The following is a 21,549-nucleotide window of genomic DNA, read 5'->3' on the forward strand; positions in this document are numbered from 1 at the left end:
AAGTATACCCTAGTGAACAACCCACCTTCCATTAGTCAATGTGATGTGTTGGGTTAAAAAAGCGATGTAAAGGCTACTCTGCTGTTTAAAAGCTGCGTATCGTTAACCTTTATCAATCATTGACGAGCCTTCCCTTTTGTTACCAGAATTCGACTTGGCCCAAGCGATAGGAATGCTGAGTTTTGCGCTTGGCATTTTGTGCTTTTATCAGCGTGATGATCAGCACCTGCGAATAATGATGGTGGTGATGAATTTAAATCACGCCCTGCATTTTGCGCTACTTGGTGCCGTTACTGCATGCTTAAGTGCCTTGCTTTCAGTGGTAAGAACAGGCATTTCAATTAAAACCCGCTCCCGTAGTGTCGCCTACCTGTTTATATTAATATCGCTAGCAGCCGGGCTGTATTTGGCCGAAGTTTGGTACGACTTATTCCCTATTTTGGGCACGTGTATAGGCACTTATGCCTTGTTTTGTTTGTCGGGAATACGCATGCGTTTAGCGTTTTTGTGCGGCGCTATATGTTGGCTAACCAACAATATTATTGTCGGCTCTATTGGCGGCACCCTGCTTGAAGCTACGCTACTGGCAGTTAATAGCTTCACCATTATTCGCTTGTACAGAGGGCAAAAAGCACTCGGTCAGGCCTGATTGCCCAAAGTGAATGCGTTGCTATACGCACACTGCATTGGAAGCTTTCAAGCCAACCTCGTCGAGTGAGTCGAAACACGTCTATTAGAACGAGAGCGCAAACAGACTCGTTACTGACGTGTGATAGTCCAGTGACATAGCGACGGATAACAGCGTTATATTCACAATGGAGAAACCAAAAACACGTTTTGCCCAGCCTTCTACGTTGATATCGGGTCTGTATCCGCGCAGCGCCATCAACAGCCACCAAAGGCTTGTTGCGAAAGCTACTGTTAAAAAGCCAATACCCGTATAACCGCTAAGTGGAAGCAGCATTACTACTAAAGCAAATAACGCAATATGAAGGACGATATGGCGTTTTGCTTTCGCAATACCTTGCGATACAGGCAATACTGGAATGCCAGCCGCCTTATAGTCGTTATATCTAAAGATAGCGATGGCATAAGAATGGGGCATTTGCCAAATGCTGAACATACCCAGCAAAATAGCTGCAGCCATATCAAACTGACCGCTCGCGGCGCAATAACCGACTACGGGCGGAACGGCCCCCGACAAACTGCCCACAAACGTGCCATACACCGAATTTCGCTTCATATACAGGCTGTAAACACCCACATAAATGACGTAGCCAAAAGCGGCAAAAAATACCGCGGTAAGGTTGGTGTAAGCTGCTAACAAGCCGAACCCCGAAATGCCTAGCACAGCACCATGCAACATCGCAGTAAGTAATGGCAACTCGCCTGTTACCGTAACCCGGCTAGCCGTGCGCTGCATTTTGCCGTCGATATCTCGGTCAATGCAGTTATTAATGACACAACCTGAAGCCACCACCAGCGATAAACCGATGAGCGTTGCGAGCAATAGCCAATAATCTATATCGCCACGGGACGCGAGCAAGAAACCGCCCGTTACCGAAATAGCATTGCCCATAATAATGCCGGGCTTGGTAACTGAGAGGTAACGTTTATAAGTAGAGGTCATGGGTAAAATCCAAATTTAGAACGCGCCCATTTAGACACGTATCAAGGTGTACTGAGAAGCCCCAATGTTGCCCCCAAAATAGGTTGCACCAATAGAAGGGCGAAACATGAGGGCTTAACGTACTTACCGCGATGAATTAATCACATTGAAAAGCCTGACATGATCGTCAGGCTAGACCACGCATATACAGAGATTTGCTAATACATCATCATGGCGTTTGATTCGTAGATGATCCAAACGGATAACCCAACCACCATGAAAATAATAAGCGCACTGAATAAGAATGAAAACGTATTGGCTCTGCCTTCTTCAGTAACAAAGTTAAGGTGCAAAAAGTATTTAAGGTGCACCCAAATTTGAACCAAGCCCAAAGTTACCACGCTCCAAATCGTAGTAACTTTAGATAGGTCGCCATTCATCACTAGGGTGAACGGAATAGCGGTAAGTACCACAGATAGAATGAAGCCAATAATATAAGACTTCACATCGCCATGTGCGTCATCACTATTGTGGGTCGATGAAGCGTGACCGTCCGTATTTGAAGCTAATTTTGCATCGTGTAACGCCATTACATTGCCCCCATTAAATACACTACGGTAAATACACATATCCATACGATATCGAGGAAGTGCCAAAACAGACTTAAGCAACTAAGTCGAGTAACGGTTTGCTCACCTAAACCTCGGCGGGTTACTTCAATAAACATGATTGTCATCCAAATAAGGCCCGCTGTAACGTGCAGTCCGTGCAGTCCCACTAACGAGAAAAACGCCGTTAGAAACGCACTTTGCTGCGGCCCGTTGCCATGCTCAATAAGGTGGTGAAATTCGTACACTTCCATACCAATAAAACACGCACCCAGTGCCCATGTCACTGCCAGCCAAGCAAGGGCGCCTGACTTGTTTTGTCGGTGAGCACATATCATGGCAAAGCCAAAGGTAATGCTGCTTAAAAGCAGAGCGGCTGTTTCAACTGCAACAAAGTTGAGCTCGAAAATATCTTTGCCAGACACACCGCCCGCCGTATTCATAAACAGCACGGCATAGGTGGCAAAGAAAGAAGCAAACAACAAACAGTCGGTCATTAAATACAACCAGAAACCAAACACGGTGTTGTTTTCATGATGTTCTTCGTGTGCGTGTTCATGCGGCATTGATGCGGCGCTTGATGTTGCAATAGTACTCATGAGCGACCTCCCACTGTATTGGCACTTAAGTGCGTAGCTTCAACTCGTTCAACCTCATCTACCTGCACGTAGTAATCAACATCCGAGGTATAGCAACGCTTAATAAATACTCCTATTCCTGCCACTAAACCGACAACAGCAAGCCACCAAATATGCCAGATAAGCGCAAAGCCCATTAGGGTAAAGCTCATGCTCATGAAAACTCCGGCTGAAGTATTTTTTGGCATATGAATAGGTGTGTATTTTTCAGGGCGTTGATACGACTCGCCGCGCTCCTTCATATCCGTCCATGCATCAATGTCTTTGATGTGAGGAATCTTGGCAAAATTGTAAAATTGAGGCGGTGACGCCGTTGACCACTCTAGCGTGTGACCATTCCACGGATCGCCCGTTGTATCGTTAAGCTTCTCTTTGTTTTTGAAGCTTACAAACAGCTGAAGTAGCTGGAAGAAAATACCAATTGCTATAACAAACGCACCAAATGCAGCAATGTATAACCAGATATTCCAGTCAGGATTGTCGGTGTGATTTAAGCGGCGTGTCATACCCAAAAAGCCAAGCACATATAGGGGCATGAACGCCAAAAGGAAACCAATTTGCCAGCACCAAAAGGCTGCTTTTCCGGTTTTTTCGTCAAGCTTAAAGCCCATGGCTTTCGGGAACCAAAACGCAAAGCCAGCCAGATAGCCAAATACCGCACCACCAATAATGGTGTTGTGAAAGTGCGCAATGAGAAACAAGCTATTATGAAGTACGTAGTCAGCACCTGGAATAGCAAGTAACACCCCTGTCATGCCGCCAATGGTGAAGGTCACCATAAAGCCTAACGTCCACAGTACAGGCACACTCAATATTAAGCGACCGCGATACATGGTGAATAGCCAGTTAAACAGTTTCACGCCCGTGGGTACGGCAATAACCATGGTCATAATGCCGAAGAAGGCATTCACATTGGCGCTCGACCCCATGGTAAAGAAGTGATGTAGCCAGACAATAAAACCGAGAATGGCAATGGCACCCGACGCATACACCATCGACTTGTAGCCAAACAGGCGCTTAGCGGTAAACGTAGATATAACTTCTGAAAAAATACCAAATGCAGGCAGTACCAGAATATAAACCTCAGGGTGTCCCCACGCCCAGAACAGGTTGATATACATCATCGAGTTACCGCCGGCTTCATTCGTGAAGAAGTGGAAGTCCATGTAGCGGTCTAGGGTCAGCATGGCTAGCACAGCAGTAAGAATAGGGAACGACGCGGCAATCAGAATGTTTGCCCACGTACAGGTCCATGTGAAAATAGGCATTTGCATTAACTTCATGCCGGGCGCACGCATTTTAAACACGGTAACTAAGAAGTTTACGGCGGTTAGCAGCGTACCGAGCCCGGATATCTGCAGGGCCCATATGTAATAGTCGACGCCAACCCCGGGACTAAACTCCAACCCGGCTAGCGGCGGATAAGCAACCCACCCTGTTTTTGCGAATTCACCTAACCCCAAAGACACATTTACTAGAATTGCGCCACCTGCGGTCAGCCAAAAACTTAAGTTATTTAAAAATGGAAACGCCACATCGCGAGCACCAATTTGTAGTGGCAAAATGATATTCATCAACCCAATCATAAACGGCATCGCCATGAAGATAATCATGATAACGCCATGGGCTGTGAAGATTTGGTCGTAATGCTCTGGCGGTAGATACCCGGGCGCACCATTGGTTGCCATTGCAAGCTGAGTACGCATCATAATGGCGTCGGCGAAGCCACGCAGCAGCATGATCATAGCCAACACAATGTACATAATTCCAAGACGTTTGTGGTCGACAGACGTTATCCAATCAAACCATAGGGTTCCCCACTGTTTGTGCTTGGTGATAAGCATGGCAATGACCACACCCACCACTGCCACAACAGCAAGTGTCACCATAATAATCGGCTCGTGATAGGGTACGGCCTCAATAGATAATTTACCTAATAAAGACATGGTTATTGTGCATCCTCTTGGTGATGGCTGTGTTGCATTTCAGGCATGGCGTGATGTTCGCCCATGGCGGCATTTTCCGGCTTGTTGTAGAAATCCATAGAGCCGTGATCTTTCATGTATTTCATAACAATGTTATGAAATAAACCGTCATCGACTTTGCTGAAATAGGTCACCGGATTGTTTTCGCTTGGCTCAGCAAGCTGCTCGTAGGCACCTGACGTTAACGATGTTTGCGACTGCTTAACGCTGGCAACCCACGCCTCGAAGTCATCCTCGGTAGGTGTGGCAATAGCGTTAAACTTCATTCCAGTGAATCCCGCACCGCTGTAATTTGAAGAAATGCCTTTGTACGTACCTGGCTCGTCGGCAATAAGATGAAGCTTGGTTTCCATTCCCGCCATGGAATAAATCTGGCTTCCTAGCTGAGGAATAAAAAACGAATTCATGGTGCTTTCAGAAGTAATCTTAAACGCAACGGGTTTATTGGCTGGAAACACCAATTCATTGACCGTTGCGATACCTTGTTCAGGATAAATAAACAGCCACTTCCAGTTGAGCGAGACTACTTCGACAGTAAGATGCTCTCCTTGACCTTCTAGCGGTGCATAAGGGTCGAGTGCGTGAGTAGAGCGCCAGGTGATCACACTCAACGACACGACAATGAGAATTGGAATGGACCACACCACCGCTTCTATTTTGGTCGAATGTGCCCATTTAGGGGTATAAATTTCGAAATCGCGACTAGCGCGATACTTCCACGCAAAGTAAAGCGTAAGAAAAATAACGGGAACAACAACAATCAGCATGAGGATGGTGCAAAGAATAATCAGATTCTTTTCATCCATACCCACTTGCCCTTTAGGGTCAAGCACGCCACCGCTGCAACCGGCCAACGTCAGCCCTGCACCAGCAACAATTAAAGTAAAAAGGTTACGAATAGACAAAACAAGTTCCTATAACCCACAAGTTAAACGGCGATGACTGGGCCGCTTAATAGAGAATGGCAGCGTTACAGCATCGAAAAACACACCGGTAAAGCTTTGTCACACATACTGCGCAACGCTTTCGGCGTTAGATAATCAAATCGGAGACGTTTAACTAAAAAGTGGGGGCGCTCTACTGCCAACCGTCTGAACAAAAGGCTGGGGGAATGTAGGGCAAAGGTAAGGAATAGGTCGGCGCTGTTTTGTTATTTGCGCCTTTGCTATAGCCGTGGCTTTTACCAAGAGACCAACTAACACTAATGCAATAGTGGGAACAATAAATTGCGAAAGCGTGTGATTGGCCAGTGCAATGAAAAAAGGCTCTACAACCAAACTTTCATTAAACGCACTGACAAATTCTGCCGAGTCAGCCAAGGTACCACTGATAACTAGCGCAATGTTCAGCAGTAACACCAGATTAGCCAACCACAGCATAGCGCCTACACCACTGGTGTAGTTTATTGCGGGTCTAATCGAAGAATTCAGTTCGTCTAAAAAAACGAAAGAACGTGGTGCCATATAGAATGTAATGCCTTACAAGAACAATGCTCTAAGTTTAACGCTGCTTCAAATGAGAATTGAGAAAGCAGGCGTGGCAGAGTAATCTCAAATAAGGACAAGTACAAGCCACCTATCGACGGGCTAAAAAGACCTAGTAATTAAAGCACCAGACACAAATGACTATTTTATTAACATTCAGAAGGTAAGACTCTGCTTCCACAGATTTATCGTCGCCCTTAGTACAGATGTCACGCATTTATTCACTTTTTCGCTCGCTGAGTCTTCGACTTGCACCTCGGCAGCACCTACACATGTTAATTTTTTGTTTCAAATATACAAAATTAAACCGCTTACCGGACGCGGTTGATAAAGCGTTAACCTTCTTATAGATGCGATGAGTTGCACGACAGTTTTCTCTCTTTTCTCAATGTAATTGATTTAAAAATCATCAATAATTTAAAATGCCACCGGTAGCATTTTGTTTAATTCGTGTTAATATCGAGCAGTATTATCTTGATTTCGGGACCGCAAAAAGATGGAAAGGTATGTTATTCCCAGTGTTATGCAGGCGCTGCAGCTATGTCAAGCCATCGCCGAGTCTCGCTCGGGGTTAAGCGCCTCTGAAATTGAGTCAGCGCTTAAACTTCCCCGCACATCAGTATTTAGGTTACTTAGAACATTAACCAGCGAACGGGTAGTTGAAAAGCGTGGTACAAAATACTTCTATGGCACACGCATTTACGAAATTAGCGCCGCTAACTCGCGCAGCAGATACGTTCAGAGAATCACTGCACCTGCGCTTTCGAAACTTATAGCTACAACCAACGCTAGCGCAATTATCTGTACATTAGGCGACTACTGCGCGTTTGTTATTGACGTTTTAGATGCCAGAGAAAAGCAAATAACAACAATAAGGCCAGGGACAAAACTGCCCTTATTTGAATCTGCTGCGGGTCATGTCATGTTGGCCTACCATCCCAAGTATCAAAACATGAACGACAGCTCACACCCCGCAAACTTTGATGAACAACAAGCCGCGAAATTACGAGCAACAACTTGTACCAGAGGCTATGCCGTCAGCCACTTCGCACCACGCAACGTAACGCTTGTTGCCGTGCCAGTCTTCATGCGAGATGGAGAGCTTGTATCAATTTTAGCAGTAGAACTAGAGGGTATGATCCACGATGTTAAGGTACTCCAAGCATGGAGCGCTAAACTCAAAGACATCGCCCGCCTTCCAACCACCGGTGCCCACCCTTACGAGCAGGACATGCAGTAATGAAACATATTCCAATTCAACTGATTGTCGCTTTCGTCGCGTTTCTCGCCTTGTCTAACTGTCACGCACAATCATTGGCGTTTGAAGGCGCGCTGGGGTTCGGAAAATACACGCAAGGTGGAAACCAAGGAAAAGTGTTAGTTGTTAGCTCTTTGTCTGATAATGCCAAAAGCCCACAAGAGGGAACATTGCGATGGGCTATTGCGCAAGACTATCCCAGACTGATTGTCTTTAATGTGTCTGGCGTGATCGCGCTAGAAAAGGAGTTAGAAATAAAACATGGCAACGTCACCATTGCAGGACAGACATCTCCCCACGGAATTGTAATTTCTGGCGCATCAACAAGCGTTGAAGCTAATCAGGTCATTATTCGACACATGCGCTTTAGGCCGGGGAAAGACAGTGAAGAAGGCGATGCAGTAACCGTTAGAAATACCACTGATGTCATTATCGATCATTGTTCGCTAAGTTGGTCAAAAGACGAGGTAGGCTCTTTCTACAATAACCAACGCTTTACACTGCAATACAGCATACTATCAGAGAGTTTAAACAACGCGGGTCATCACAAAGGTAGCCATGGCTATGGCGGCATTTGGGGTGGCAGTAATGCTAGCTTTTTGCGCAATATATTGGCCAATCATACCAGTAGAAACCCGCGCATTAACGGATGGCGACTGAACCCGCCTTACCCACAGCAGCAAGAATTCGTTGATATCAAAAATAACGTTATTGCCAACTGGCAAAAAAACTCAGCTTATGGCGGCGAAAACGGCACCGCAAATCTGGTTGGGAATATTTATGCCCCAGGCCCCGCTACGAAAAAGCTATGGTTTTTCCAATTATGGGACGATAAGGAATCACTCACTCGACTTTATGTTGCTGAAAACGTGATGAAGGGCTATAGCGACATGTCTGAGGACAACAGTAAAGGCATAGATGTTAAGAGCGCCAAAACCGGTTCAAAGAAAGAAAAAGACGTAATCACTCGTTCTCTTTCAACGTCGCCTTTTCATCAGAATGAAATAGATAAATTAGGCGATGCGCAACTTACTGCACAGCAAACATGGACAAGCTTGATTGAAAACCAAGACGTAGGTGCTAATCTCACCCGCACAGGTAAAGATCTAGACCCTGTAGACTCGCGCATACTTAAGCAAATACAAAGCAATCAGTACACAAGCAAAAATGGGATAATTGATAGTGAATTAGATGTGGTTGACTGGTCAATTTACAGCAGCTACTTTACTGCCAACCCCGCGCCCTCTCTTACTTTTCATGAAGAAAACTCATGGCGGGTACTCGCAGGAGTCCCAACACTGTGATCACTAAATATTCATATATTAATAATTTGTGAAATAAACGTTAAATATTAGTGCATTCCTATCTGACAAGATCAATAATGCCACCGGTGGCATAGCAAAATACAAATACTACAGCTATGTCGATTTTGGAATTTAGGAGTTCAAAACATGAAAGTGTTTCAATGGACAGCCCTCGCTCTAGCCGTGTCCACGGCGTTTTCCAGCATGGCGCAAACTGCACCCGCTCAGGAAAATACCGAGCAAACTGAAACAAATGAGACCCCTAGCGAAATTGAAGTAGTTGAAGTAAAGGGTGTTAAACAGGCAGACCTTAAAGCGCGTGACTTAGAACGCATGAAAAGCGGCTTTAGCTCTGTTATTTCTACCGATGATTTAGGCAATTTTGTTGATCAGAACGTGGCGGAGTCCCTTCGACGACTGCCGGGTGTTACGCTACAGCGCTCTGAAGGCGAAGGTAAGTTTGTCACCGTACGGGGCTTAGGACCCGGCTTCGTATCCATAAATATGAACGGCGCACAAATGTCTGGTGCAGGCGAAGAACGGAAAGTGGAATTAGACGCACTTCCTGCTGACCTTCTCGGTACCATTGAAGTGCTGAAAACACTCACCCCAGACCAAAACCTAAATTCCATTGGCGGTACAGTCAACGTTAAAGCAATTTCAGCTTTCGATCGCGGCAAAAACACATTAAAAATGCGTGTTCAAGACGCATATTCAGAAGCGCGCGAAAAGCACTCTCCGAAATTTAGCTTAGACGGCACCCAGTTTTTCCTCGACAACACCTTTGGTATTGGCTTTGCCATCTCTCACGAAGACCGCAAAACCCAGATAGACGAAACGCGCCACCACAGCACCAACGAAATGAAGTTTTATACCGCCGACTTGGGTAAAACAGAAGAAGAAATTGCCCAGGGTGACGAAATTCTTGCGCCTTCTCAGTTAGAAGTTCGTCGCGAAATTGCAGGAAGAACTCGTCAAGCAGCAGCACTAAACCTTGAATACAAGCCCTCTGCAGACGCCTACTATTATGCCAAAGGCACGTTCACTCAGTTTGAAGATGATGATCGCGCACAGCGAGAATTTTACGATTTTCAAGATGCTGGCTCTGTCGGAAACGATGAAATTGTATACGTAAACGGCGCTACGAAAGAGTTTATTCTTAGCGATATAGACGTATTCCACCAGCATTTCCTACAAGAAAGTAAGAACAAAACCATCACGTTCAGCTTAGGGGGCGAAAACCGTATTGCTGAACGCTTCGTGTTTGACTACGAATACGCTCAATCTCGCTCTGAAGAAGACTCCACTGGTGACCGCCGCGTTCAATTCCGTGAACGAGACCTGATTGTTTATGGTCAAGGCGGTCGCGACAACATTAACGCCCGCATTTTAAGCCCTCAGGAAGCTGCCGAAATCGCAGGTCTAACCTACGACCCGGAAAACAGTATTTTTGGAACGTCGGGTAGTGGCGATGGTTCTGACCTTTCAAATTATCAATTCGATAACCTGTTTTTAGAGGGCGGAACGCGAATTGATGAAATTAAGACAGTGAACCTTAACTTGCGAACCGACATTTTTAATGACTGGTTAAACACCATTAAATTTGGTGTGCAGGTGAGTGAGCGCGATCACGTGCGTGACAAGGACCGCTGGAGTTTCGACCCTTCTGCCGGCGACTGTAGCGACGACGCATGTATTGCCGCAGTGAATTCTACCCTTGCCGACTATGACACCCAGATTCCTTCAAACAGTGCATTCCAGCTGCCGTTTGAAAGCCGCGCAGTTGTCGACCAAATTGTTGATGCCACTCGTCAAACGGTTGAGCCTGCCACAAATGGTGAAGTGTCGATAGAAAGCACTAAGGGCGACTACAGCATTACCGAAGATACGCAAGCTGTATACGCAATGGCAGAGTTGCCATTAGGCGCAGATGCCACACTAACAACCGGCGTTCGCTGGACTCAAACCGAGTTCTCTTCTACCGGCTTTTTGTCTTTAGAGAACGATGACTTTGAGTTTAATGGCGCAGGGGCTGGTGCATTGGATATTGCTATCCCTCTTCCAGAAGCGTCTATTAAATACAGTGAGTTTTTCCCTAGTGCACACATTAAATGGGAACCGAGTGAAAACTTCTTAGTGCGTGCCGCAGCATGGACGAGTTTTACTCGCCCGTCGTTTAAACAAGCCCGTGCATTTGCAGTGTTTGACAGCGATATTGAGCTTTGTCCTCCTGGTTCTGACGATTGTGATGACAGTCAAGGTGGCGCATCGCTTCAACAGTTAAGCCAGTACGTGTTGGGTTCTGATAATGCGCTAGATGTGGGTAACCCTAACCTCGTTGCAATGACATCTATTAACTACGATGCGTCAATTGGCTGGTATCCAAGCGAAAACCTCTTTATGGAAGCGGCAGTTTTCTATAAAGACATCGACAACTTTATCGTAGATGTAAACGGAATTGGCATGGCGCTTAATGACCTGCCGCTAACGCTTCCGGTAAACCAGGTGACTGAGTTTGTTATTCCGCAAGATTTATATCTTAACGAGATAAACATTACCGTTAACGGCAACAAAGCCTCGGTTATCGGGTTAGAGCTTAGCTACAACCAGTACTTTGAAAATGGTCTATTCATTCAAAGTAACGCCACCATCCTAGATAGTGAAGCCACGCTGGATAGCAGTATTCGTCAAGGCAAAGTGGCACTGCCCGACCAAGCTGATACCACCTTCAATCTTGTATTTGGTTGGGAGAGCGAAACGTTCTCAGCTCGCTTAATTGGTAACGTGCGTTCTGAAGTTCTTGAACAAATTGGCTCATGCCCAATTACTGCCGATCTTAACGACCCTAAGTCCTGCAAGATTTGGGGTGACCAATATCAAGATTCGGTTAAAAGCTTAGACTTTAAACTTCAGTACGACATTACCGAGTACGCACAATTGTACTTTGACGCCATCAACCTTACCGAGGAGTCAGACCTTCGCTACTTCCAGGGTAACGCGTTAAGCGGCGGTAATATTCTGTACCAGAAAGAAGAGTACGGCCGCAGCTATCAGCTGGGTGTAAATATCAAGTTCTACTAATTGTCTGTGCCGGGGAAACCCGGCCTTTTCCACATAATAAAGCTGGAGCGGACATGTAGTGCGGTAGTACGCCCAGTAAAATATGGAGATTGAGTACCATGAAACTCACGAAAATTGCTGCCCTGATGGGTGGTGTTGTTCTCGTTACTGCCTGCGGCGAGAAAAGCTCTACCAACGTAACCCTCCCCCCCGACCCAGCACTTACTGGCGTATTTGTTGATAGCCCCGTTGAAGGAATCAATTATTCCTCTGCTTCTGTGGAAAACGGCACTACCAATGCGCAGGGTGAATACTCTTACTTCAGAGGCGAGCAGCTCGCTTTCAGCATAGGCCAGCTGACGTTTCCAGAAACACCGGCATCAAGCGTTATTTCTCCTCTTGACCTGTTCGCAACTGACAACCCTTTTAACCAGTCGGTCGTAAACACGCTTCGACTTTTACAATCCCTCGATACCGATGGCGACCCAAGTAACGGTATATCGCTAAGCGCCAGTGCTGGCGATGTGGCGGTAGCTACGCTAGACGAAGGGCAAACCATTGAAGACTTCTTTAATCAATCTGATGCAGATTTTGCAGCCGATGTAGAGGTGTGGCTGGGTTCCGCTGGCGGAGCCAGTGCTACGCTTGTGGATAAAGCACAGGCTATCAGCCATTTCGTAAATTACCTTGAAGCCGAATTAGGCACGCTCTTCCCTAACACCTTTGATGTAACCTGCTTCACAGGCGACATTTACGCACCAACACTGGAAGGCAGAAGTGTATCGCAAGCCACTTACACCTTTACGCCAGACGACGAAACGAACTTGTCAGGTACTTTTGTAAGAGTGCACGGTGAGGAAAGCACAACAGGTAGCTATGAATTCTCTTTTGGACGAAAAGTTATTGCCCTTAGCTACGGTGAGCAAACTGAGTATCTTATTTCCCGTGCTTTCAACACGGTTAACGAGGTATACAGCCTGTGCGTGATATCCCCAGATAACGCTCAGTCTATGCCGCTAGTGCTGCATGTTGAAAATTGCCTTGCCAACGAAGATCCACAGAACTACCTGTTTGCATTTACCCAAGAACAAGCAGATGTTGAACTGGCAAAGTTAGAGGAAGCAGCGAATTCTATCCAGGCAGCGCTTGAAGAGAATTTCGATACCGACACCGATACGTTTTTCTCATCGTCGTACAAGCGTTTAAGTGAAGAGCCAGATGCTGGCGCGCTTTATTATGTAACAGGTGGTAGCCCACTAGTCGACGCCACCACAGGTCAACTTACCCTTGAAGGCGATCGATTCAGCATAGGTAATGCTGCAGCCAACCCAGGTGCCAATACGTCGGCATCAGATACGGTAGGCATGGGTATTTATAACCTTAGCGAAGGTTTTACCATCAGCTTCGACGTTATTTCTCACAATGGCGGCGGTACATTTAGCCTTTATGTAGATAACAACACCACAGGGCAAGATAACTCTGTACACGGTGCTGCTTCTAAGTTTGTAAGCGAAGGGTTAGCGGACGGCACAATGGTACCCGGCACGCGATTTACCTATACCTATGAGCCAGGTGACGATATTGGTGGCGGCAATCCTAGTGCACCTGACGCGAAAATTCTCGACAGCTCGGTAACCAATAGTTTCTTCCAATTGCGCACAGATTCGAGTGCCACTATCACTATCGATAACTTAAAAATTGAAACGGTAGCTGACGCAGTTGACCCAGTGCCTCCGGTTGAGCCTGAGCCTACCGAGCCTGAAGAGCCCGAAGTTATTCCAAGTGTACCGCTGCCGCTTTCCTATACCTTTGCAGGCGAAAGCGAGGATATTTTCTCGACAAACTTTGCCGCGATTGAAAATGCAGCGGGTGAGCAAGTCGCCATGTTTACCATTACCGGTGGCTCGGTAACGCAAATTGACACTGGTATTCAGCTTGACGGCGGACGCTTTACCCTTGGTAATACTGAACCTGATACCCAAAGCTCGTCTGACGATACATCATCAACCGGTGCACTGGATTTGAGCCGTCCTTACAAGGTTATCTTTGATGTTATTTCTGCTGAAGATTCCGAAGGCGACAACAAATTCCAGATTTACGTGGATAACAATACTTCTGGCAGCGCCAACTCACACCTAGGTTCAGATTCTCGTTTCTTTAATGAGCCTGTGCTCGATTTAGTACCGGGAACCACTATGACAGTAGAAGGACAGATAGCAACGCCTAACTCGTACCTTCAATTTAGAACGGAAAGTGGCTCTATTGTGGTCATCGACAATATTCGCATTGAATATATTGATGAAAACACCCTGTTAGAGGAGACGTTTGAAACAGACGCTGACACCTTCTTCAGCCCTGAATACAAGTCGACCGATGGTGGTGCGACACCGTTTTATAGCGTAACGGGCGGCGGCTCAGGTTTAGTGATCTCCGAAGGCCAACTAGCCATCGACAGTGCACGCTTTACCATGGGCAACAGTACCCCTGATACAGACACAACCGCTGATGACACTGTAACCACGGGTATATTAGATTTAAGCCGTGAATATACCATTAGTATGGACATCATTGCGGTTGAAGACAGTGAAGGCGACAACAACTTCCAGATATATGTAGATAACAACACCAGCAGTAGCAGCAAATCGATACATGGCGGCGACTCTAAATTCTACAGCGAACTGGTTAATAACCTTGTGCCAGGGCAACGCCTAACTATCGATGGATTTATTGGTACACCCACCTCGTTCATACAGCTACGTACTGAAAGTGGCGGCAAAGTAGTTATCGATAACTTTGTTATATCGTATGTGGGTGAAGCGCCAGATGACAGCAAGTTTAGCTGTGAAAATGAACCACAGCTTTACTTCTGCGACGATTTTGCTTCGGGCTCTTTAGATAACTTCACGCTTATTTCAGACGACGCAGGCTCAAACGGCCCACAAGGCACGTTTGATATTGTAGAAGATGACGGCAACAAAGTGATGCGCTACACCGCTGGCGGTGAAGGTGGCGAAATTTTCTTGGTTAAAGAGTCTGCGCTAAGCAACCTGCCAGAAAATGGAAATTACTTTGTTGAAGCGCGCATTCGTCCAAGACAAAACAGCACCACGCGAAACAAACAGATCTTCCTTCTAGGTCGTTATGATAGCGCTGGAAACTGGTACGGCGGTGGTTTGAATGTACAAAACTCATCAAGCAGTACACAAGTGGAAGTAGCGGTAAGTACCGAAGGTAGTATTTCTCGCCCTGTCCAAGCTAAGTCACCTATTGTACTGGGTGAAAAAGACGGTACAGACGGCACGTGGTATCGCGTACGTTTTGAAATGGAAAACGAGAAACTCACCGTTTATTTAGACGGCGAGAACATGGGTACAGCAGAAGATACAACCTATAGTGCAGCGGGACTGATTGGCCTCTTCACTAATAACCGCTCGTTCGAGCTGGACGATTTAAAAGTGGGTGACCCCGCTGTTAAACCAGTTCAACTTACTCTAGATTTCAAAGAAACAGAGTGGGAAACCACCACCAGTAGCGATCCGTTGTTCGTTTACGTTACCGCAGTACAAAACGACGGTATAACTGAAGACACGTTTACCGTAACCAGCAGTGATGCGAGTGTGGTCAGCGTAGAGCAGCAAGGTCCACAAGTTACCATTACCCCTCGCGCTGCCGGCAGCGCAATGGTAACTTTTACTTCTGGCTCTGACCCTACGTTAAGCAAACACATTGCCGTTAATGTTGGCGAAGGCTTCACAATGCCTACCGCCACCTATGGCGACTTATTCCCAGACACCACACCGTATTCGGGCAATAACAATGCGTATCCCGATACCCTACTCTCGTTAACCTTCGACAGCGAACCCACCTTAGGAAGTAGCGGTGAAGTGCGCATTTACAATGCGACAGACGACACCCTGGTAGACGTTATCAATATTGCAGCTGATGAAGACTTTATTGGCTTTGAAGGCCAAGACAGACAGCGCAAAGTGGCTTACCGCCCAGCATCAGTTGTAGGCAACAAATTAGTGATTAAGCCTCATACAAATGCTCTTCAATATGGTCAGTCGTATTACGTAGCCATTAGCGATGGTACGGTAACCGGCGCAACGCTAAATGGTGAAAGCTTTAGTGGTATTGGCAAGAGTGCGAACTGGCGCTTTGCAACAAGAGCCGCTGCACCTTCTGGCGCGAATGTTACCGTAGATGATGACGGCGAAGCGGATTTCCGCACGGTGCAAGGTGCGCTTAATTACGTGATGCAAAACGTAAGTAGCGATACGCCATCTCGCATTACGATTCGTGACGGCGAGTATCAGGAAATGCTGTTCCTTCGCGGTAACAACAATGTCACGCTTCAAGGCGAGAGCCGAGACAATACCGTGGTGTACTACGATAACTTTGAAAGCTTTAACAGCGGTAGCGGCAAGAGCGAAGCACCTGCGGCGGGCACGCCATCAGGCGGAAGAAGCGTATTTTTAGTGGAAGGCGTAGATAACCTGACGCTAACGAACTTCACTTTGAAAAACTCACACATCAGAAGCAACGACTACTCTAACCAAGCTGAGACGATTTACTTTAACAGTGATTCAGGTCGTCTAACTGCCGTTGATATGAACTTTGTGAGTGAACAAGATACGCTGCTGTTAAAAGGCTTCAGTTGGTTCTACAACTCATTGATTGCCGGCAACGTTGATTTCATTTGGGGTTACGTAAATACCGCACTGTTTGAAAACAGCGAAATTCGCACCATTGGCGACTCTAAAAATGGCAACCCTGACGAAGACACAGCGGGCGGCTACATTCTACAAGCTCGCGTACCTGATATTTCTTATAAAGGGTTTATCTTCTTAAACAGCAGCTTCACCAATGGCCCAGGCCCTATTGGTAACGGTGTACTCGACGACTCTACGTATATTGCAAGAAGTGGCGGCAGCGCGAGCTACTTCGACAATATTACGCTTATTAATAACCGTTTCGACACCCACATTGCCACTATCGGCTGGGCGGGCGAAGGAGTACGCGACCAACCTGCACCAAACCCTAGCCCTGCAACCGCAGCAGCTGGATGGCGTGAATACGGCAGCATGGATATGCAGGGTAACCCGCTTGATCTTTCAAGCCGTCAGTTTGCCCACATTCTTACCGACAGCGAAGTGACTGAACTTACCAGCAGAACGGCAATATTCTCTCACTTTAATAACGGCGAAGGCTGGGTGCCAAGCGAGCCTAACTTACCGAATGTAGCACCTGCTCCAACGCTTGATGCGTACGGTTTTGCGCAATACAACTATGCATTAACCGGCGGTACTGGCGGTACAGTAGTCACCGTAGATAACGGCGCAGACCTGCAAGCGGCACTAGATAGCGCAGCGAACAGCAACACCCCAGTGACGGTTTATGTAGATGGCACCATTACCGACGCAAACAATGGCGGTACGGGCTCACCGATTGAAATAAAAGACATGAACGATGTGTCAATTATCGGGGTTGCAGACAGAGGCGAATTCGACGGCATTGGCATCTTAATTCGACGTGCAAATAACGTGATCATTCAAAACCTGAAAATCCACCACGTGCTTACTGATGGTAAAGATGCTATCTCTATTGAAGGTGATAACGACGGCTCTACCACCAGCAACATTTGGATTGACCACAATGAGCTTTACAGCACATTGTCTGTGGACAAGGATTTCTACGACGGGTTAGTAGATAGTAAACGCGGCGCGAAAAACATCACTATCTCTTACAACTACCTTCATGATCATTGGAAAGCCTCGTTACACGGCCACACTGAGAATGATGTAGACAGTGATAATACCGAGCGTTTAATTACCTTCCACCACAACCGCTTTGAGAATATCGAGTCACGTTTACCGTTATTCCGCTACGGTCACGGTCACTTGTATAACAACTATTACAATCAGATATCCTCTACGGCAATCAATTCAAGAATTGGTGCAGAGCTACAGGTAGAAAACAATGTGTTTGAGAACACGCAAAACCCAATTGTTTCTTTCTACTCAGACGTTATTGGATATTGGAACACGTCAGGCAACCTGTTTGGCGAAGGCGTAACTTGGACAACGCCAGCTGATGGTGACGTTGTAGCAGGACCTGATGCCACGCCAACATCCAGCTACGAAGTGCCGTACGACTACGTACTAGATGATGCCGACGTGGTTAAGCAGCGAGTTATCAACTACTCGGGCGTAGGTAAAATTAACCAGAATGCCGATGACATTCCTCCGTTAAATTAAGCCTAAAAACGTTTAACAACAATAACAAAGGCGCTGCTGTATAAGCAGCGCCTTTCTTTTTATATCGAGTTCATTATTACCATTTACTTTTATTAACTTTTTCCGTTAACGTAAACATTGGACAAAATTCGGACAACAATAACGATGAAACGATTTTTTAAATGGATTGGTACCGGCTTACTGATAATTTTGTTAGCAGGCGGTGCATTTGCTGCGCACGAGTGGTATGCGGATAAACCCTTTTACTTTAATAACCTACTTAACCGTGAAATGGTGAAAGTAGCTTTTGATAGCCCTGAAACCTTAACCTCTCTCGGTTTCTTAGAATCAGTGGGTATTAAAGGTCATAACGCCGAACTTGATGACGCTAGCATAGAGAAAAACGCAGCTTTGTTCGACAAAGCGCGCCACATACGCGAAAGGGTTTTAGCGTATGACGACGAAGATTTAAACGACGATGAGCAGCTTTCAAAAGAAATCACGCTGTACTTGCTTGATTATCTCATTAGTAACGAGCCATTTCAGTATCACAGCTACCCAGTAAACCAGCTTTTCGGTGTACAAAACGGGTTTCCAAGCTTTATGGAAGGTCAGCATCAAATTAATGATGCCGCCGACGTAGAAAACTACTTAAGCCGTTTGCGTGCTGTAGATGAAAAATTTGCGCAAGTACTTGAAGGGCTTAAGCTTCGTGAAGAAAAAGGCATTATCCCTCCGCGCTTCGTGATAGACCGCGTACTAGATGAAATGAATGGCTTTATATCTTCGCCAATAGAAGAGAATATTCTTTACAGCTCACTGAAAGAAAAGATGTCTAAGGCTGAAGAAATCTCTGCGGAACAGCAAGACGCATTTTTAGCTGAAGCTCAAACAGTCATAGGTGATGACGTTGACCGCGCCTACCAGCTATTTATAGATTACTTCACCACGCTTCAAGCCAAAGCTGGCAATGACCACGGCTACTGGCATTTACCTGACGGCGACAAAGTGTACGCCAATGCGCTGCGTTTTTTCACTACCACCGACATGACTGCCGATGAAATTCACAACCTAGGCTTAAAAGAGGTAGCAAGAATTCAGGGCGAAATGTTGACTATTCTTACTGGTGAAGGCTACGACGTAACTCAGGGCTTCTCTAGCGCGATGGACGCGTTAGCCGCCGATCCTTCTCACTATTACGAAGACAGTGATGAAGGCCGCGAGCAAATTCTAAAAGATTACCAAACCATACTTGATGAGATTGATGCAGGTATAAGTGATGTATTTAGAATTCGCCCTGAGGCTGGCATGGAAGTGGTACGTATTCCGGAGTTTAAAGAGAAAACTGCTCCTGGCGCCTACTACCAGCAGCCCGCTATTGACGGCTCTCGTCCGGGACGATTTTATGCCAACTTATATGATATTAAAGCAACCCCTAAGTACAGCATGCGTACATTGGCCTATCACGAAGGCATTCCGGGCCATCATTTCCAGGTAGCCTTGGCGATGGAACTGGAAGGCATGCCCTTTATTCGCAAAATGTCGCCTTTTACTGCCTACACCGAGGGCTGGGCTTTGTATTCAGAATACTTAGCATGGGAGATGGGCTTTCAAGATAAACCTCTAGATAACTTGGGGCGCCTTCAAGCTGAACTGTTCAGGGCCGTGCGCTTGGTGGTAGATACGGGCATTCACGATAAACGTTGGACCCGTGAAGAAGCAATTGACTATATGGTACGCAACACAGGTATGGCACTTAGCGACGTTACGTCTGAAATTGAGCGCTATATTGTTATGCCGGGGCAGGCCACCTCTTACAAAGTAGGCATGATTAAGATTTTAGAAATTCGTGAAAAAGCGAAACAAGAATTAGGCGATAAGTTCGACTTACGCGATTTCCATGACGTGGTGCTTAAAAACGGTGCCGTGCCACTTGCCATTCTTGAAGAGTTGGTGGACGAGTATATTGCAGAAAAACAGGGCGCATAGCCCTGCTACGCTCTAGATTTGCTATACAATTAAAAAAGGCGCTGCTCTATGAGCAGCGCCTTTCTTTTAAGCGTTAAGCTTGGGAGATGTTTACATCATGCCGTTAGTTTAACCTCCCAAGACCAAACTTTTTGTATTTAAAGGACTTGTATAAACAATGTCTCTATATTTGACTACAAATTAGAGTATACATTTCAATGGCCGATACCACTTCTCATAATAAAAATCTCAAACGGCGTATAGGCAATGTAAAGTCTTCGATCGAAGGTGGCTAGGAGTAAACCGATCATCAGGTTAAACAAGCCGTGGAGAGCTTCAATAATATGACTGAATATTATGGTGCAGGTGTCTTTAGGAAAGCCCTAAGGAAGACTGTTAGAGGACAGGAACTAGGTTTGACTATATCCAGAGAATCAACTTGGGAAGAAGCTTAAGGGTACAGCAATGAGAGTAACCATCTAGAAAAACTAGAGAATCATAGGTAACCGTAAGTAAGTGTACACAACAGGTTTAGTCATTTACGATAATATCCTTAAGGAAATACTCGAAAGGAATGCCATGAGTAAAAAAAGTAAAGCAAGACGTGACGCGAAGAAAAAGAAGTTAAAGAACAAAAATCATAACGTAGATAAAAACTTCTCCCCAACTCAGGTTAAATCAGATGGAGGTCCAGTCTTAACTAGCATTGAAAATCCTCTATCCTCGTTGACTCGAGAACAACAAGAGTCTTTAATCGAAAAAATTTCTTCTGAGAGTAAAGTTAAGCTAAAAGAAGGAATCGATGACCTAAAGGAGTTCCTTTGTGAGTACTGTCCGTTAACTACTTTATCAATTGTCTCTACTTATTCTTTAAGTCAGGGTGTCAGTGACGATGGGGTTGTTAATAAAGAATCTCCTATTGGGGTTGAGCAATTTCATGTGGAGTTACTACAAGCTTTAATTCTGACGATACCTAAAGATTCGTTAGGTACAAAAATGCCTACGAATAGAGATATTGAAGTTGTTTTTGAGCTAATAAAAGAAATTCAACAAAACTCATCTCTAAGTAGATATAGAACAGCAGAACTCAATCAGTCTAATGAAGAAAAAGCAATATCTACCATTCAGGAGCTGCTAAGAGGACATACTCAAATAGTCCGTAATTGGGGTTTTAACTCTCAGATTAAAACAATAATTACGGAGCTCTACACATATTTTGATTTTGAAGTTAACAACATATTTGGTTTTACAGTCACAGACACTATAAAAGTATTCTCTCATTTAGTTAGTAGTGGCGAACAAAAATTAACCGAAAGATATGAATTTTTGAGTAGCCTTTATAGAACTCATGACAAGAAAAAACTAATAGATTTATATACTGACCATATAGGTCTCTCAG

General features: G+C 45.6%; 12 protein-coding genes and 1 pseudogene. 7 read left to right on the plus strand and 6 right to left on the minus strand.

Annotation, left to right across the window (positions count from 1 at the left end):
- Positions 1-136: 136 nt before the first annotated feature.
- Positions 137-649, plus strand: a complete 513-nt coding sequence (locus ACFI6J_RS03930; RefSeq protein ID WP_071960224.1) for a YgjV family protein — start codon at positions 137-139, stop codon at positions 647-649.
- 84 nt (positions 650-733) lie between these two features.
- Here the strand turns inward: ACFI6J_RS03930 and cyoE are convergent, their stop codons facing one another.
- The 6 genes from cyoE to ACFI6J_RS03960 form a co-directional block, all read right to left on the minus strand.
- A complete protein-coding gene (cyoE, locus tag ACFI6J_RS03935; RefSeq protein WP_239257731.1) occupies positions 734-1,630 on the minus strand; it encodes a heme o synthase in 897 nt (298 codons plus the stop codon).
- 197 nt (positions 1,631-1,827) lie between these two features.
- Positions 1,828-2,199, minus strand: coding sequence for a cytochrome o ubiquinol oxidase subunit IV (cyoD, locus tag ACFI6J_RS03940; RefSeq protein WP_012520077.1), 372 nt, complete (start codon positions 2,197-2,199; stop codon positions 1,828-1,830).
- Positions 2,199-2,816 carry a cytochrome o ubiquinol oxidase subunit III gene (gene cyoC / locus ACFI6J_RS03945; RefSeq protein WP_014977735.1) on the minus strand — a complete coding sequence of 206 codons (618 nt, stop codon included), beginning with the start codon at positions 2,814-2,816 and terminating at the stop codon, positions 2,199-2,201. The genes cyoD and cyoC overlap by 1 nt, the downstream gene beginning before the upstream one ends.
- Positions 2,813-4,801 carry a cytochrome o ubiquinol oxidase subunit I gene (gene cyoB, locus ACFI6J_RS03950; protein WP_014980664.1) on the minus strand — a complete coding sequence of 663 codons (1,989 nt, stop codon included), beginning with the start codon at positions 4,799-4,801 and terminating at the stop codon, positions 2,813-2,815. The genes cyoC and cyoB overlap by 4 nt, the downstream gene beginning before the upstream one ends.
- A gap of 2 nt (positions 4,802-4,803) precedes the next feature.
- A complete protein-coding gene (cyoA, locus tag ACFI6J_RS03955; protein WP_014951264.1) occupies positions 4,804-5,745 on the minus strand; it encodes a ubiquinol oxidase subunit II in 942 nt (313 codons plus the stop codon).
- A gap of 150 nt (positions 5,746-5,895) precedes the next feature.
- Complete coding sequence (locus ACFI6J_RS03960) at positions 5,896-6,303, minus strand: hypothetical protein (RefSeq protein WP_014951265.1); 408 nt, start codon at positions 6,301-6,303, stop codon at positions 5,896-5,898.
- A 517-nt stretch (positions 6,304-6,820) separates the two neighbouring features.
- Here ACFI6J_RS03960 and ACFI6J_RS03965 point away from each other — a divergent pair.
- From ACFI6J_RS03965 to ACFI6J_RS03990, 6 genes and pseudogenes are all read left to right on the plus strand, one after another.
- Positions 6,821-7,564 carry an IclR family transcriptional regulator gene (locus ACFI6J_RS03965; RefSeq protein ID WP_231506588.1) on the plus strand — a complete coding sequence of 248 codons (744 nt, stop codon included), beginning with the start codon at positions 6,821-6,823 and terminating at the stop codon, positions 7,562-7,564.
- Positions 7,564-8,886, plus strand: a complete 1,323-nt coding sequence (locus ACFI6J_RS03970; RefSeq protein WP_156087214.1) for a pectate lyase family protein — start codon at positions 7,564-7,566, stop codon at positions 8,884-8,886. Before ACFI6J_RS03965 ends, ACFI6J_RS03970 begins: the two co-directional genes overlap by 1 nt.
- Positions 8,887-9,033: 147 nt before the next feature.
- The gene (locus ACFI6J_RS03975) at positions 9,034-11,967 is read left to right on the plus strand and encodes a TonB-dependent receptor (protein ID WP_462585734.1); all 2,934 of its coding nucleotides are present in this window, start codon (positions 9,034-9,036) and stop codon (positions 11,965-11,967) included.
- 98 nt (positions 11,968-12,065) lie between these two features.
- On the plus strand, positions 12,066-18,203 hold the full coding sequence (locus ACFI6J_RS03980; protein ID WP_156087218.1) for a pectinesterase family protein: 6,138 nt from the start codon (positions 12,066-12,068) through the stop codon (positions 18,201-18,203).
- A 144-nt stretch (positions 18,204-18,347) separates the two neighbouring features.
- A complete protein-coding gene (locus tag ACFI6J_RS03985) occupies positions 18,348-20,171 on the plus strand; it encodes a DUF885 domain-containing protein (protein ID WP_156087220.1) in 1,824 nt (607 codons plus the stop codon).
- A gap of 558 nt (positions 20,172-20,729) precedes the next feature.
- Positions 20,730-21,549: pseudogene (locus ACFI6J_RS03990) on the plus strand (hypothetical protein); the annotation flags it as partial.

The sequence above is a fragment of the Alteromonas sp. G4i13 genome, assembly GCF_054960505.1.

Bases quoted from the DNA above. Each gene is read 5' to 3' on its own strand.
- ACFI6J_RS03980 (WP_156087218.1), top strand. From the start codon at position 12,066: ATGAAACTCACGAAAATTGCTGCCCTGATGGGTGGTGTTGTTCTCGTT.
- ACFI6J_RS03960 (WP_014951265.1), bottom strand. From the start codon at position 6,303: ATGGCACCACGTTCTTTCGTTTTTTTAGACGAACTGAATTCTTCGATT.
- cyoB (WP_014980664.1), bottom strand. From the start codon at position 4,801: ATGTCTTTATTAGGTAAATTATCTATTGAGGCCGTACCCTATCACGAG.
- ACFI6J_RS03965 (WP_231506588.1), top strand. From the start codon at position 6,821: ATGGAAAGGTATGTTATTCCCAGTGTTATGCAGGCGCTGCAGCTATGT.
- cyoE (WP_239257731.1), bottom strand. From the start codon at position 1,630: ATGACCTCTACTTATAAACGTTACCTCTCAGTTACCAAGCCCGGCATT.
- ACFI6J_RS03975 (WP_462585734.1), top strand. From the start codon at position 9,034: ATGAAAGTGTTTCAATGGACAGCCCTCGCTCTAGCCGTGTCCACGGCG.
- ACFI6J_RS03970 (WP_156087214.1), top strand. From the start codon at position 7,564: ATGAAACATATTCCAATTCAACTGATTGTCGCTTTCGTCGCGTTTCTC.
- cyoD (WP_012520077.1), bottom strand. From the start codon at position 2,199: ATGGCGTTACACGATGCAAAATTAGCTTCAAATACGGACGGTCACGCT.
- cyoC (WP_014977735.1), bottom strand. From the start codon at position 2,816: ATGAGTACTATTGCAACATCAAGCGCCGCATCAATGCCGCATGAACAC.
- ACFI6J_RS03985 (WP_156087220.1), top strand. From the start codon at position 18,348: ATGAAACGATTTTTTAAATGGATTGGTACCGGCTTACTGATAATTTTG.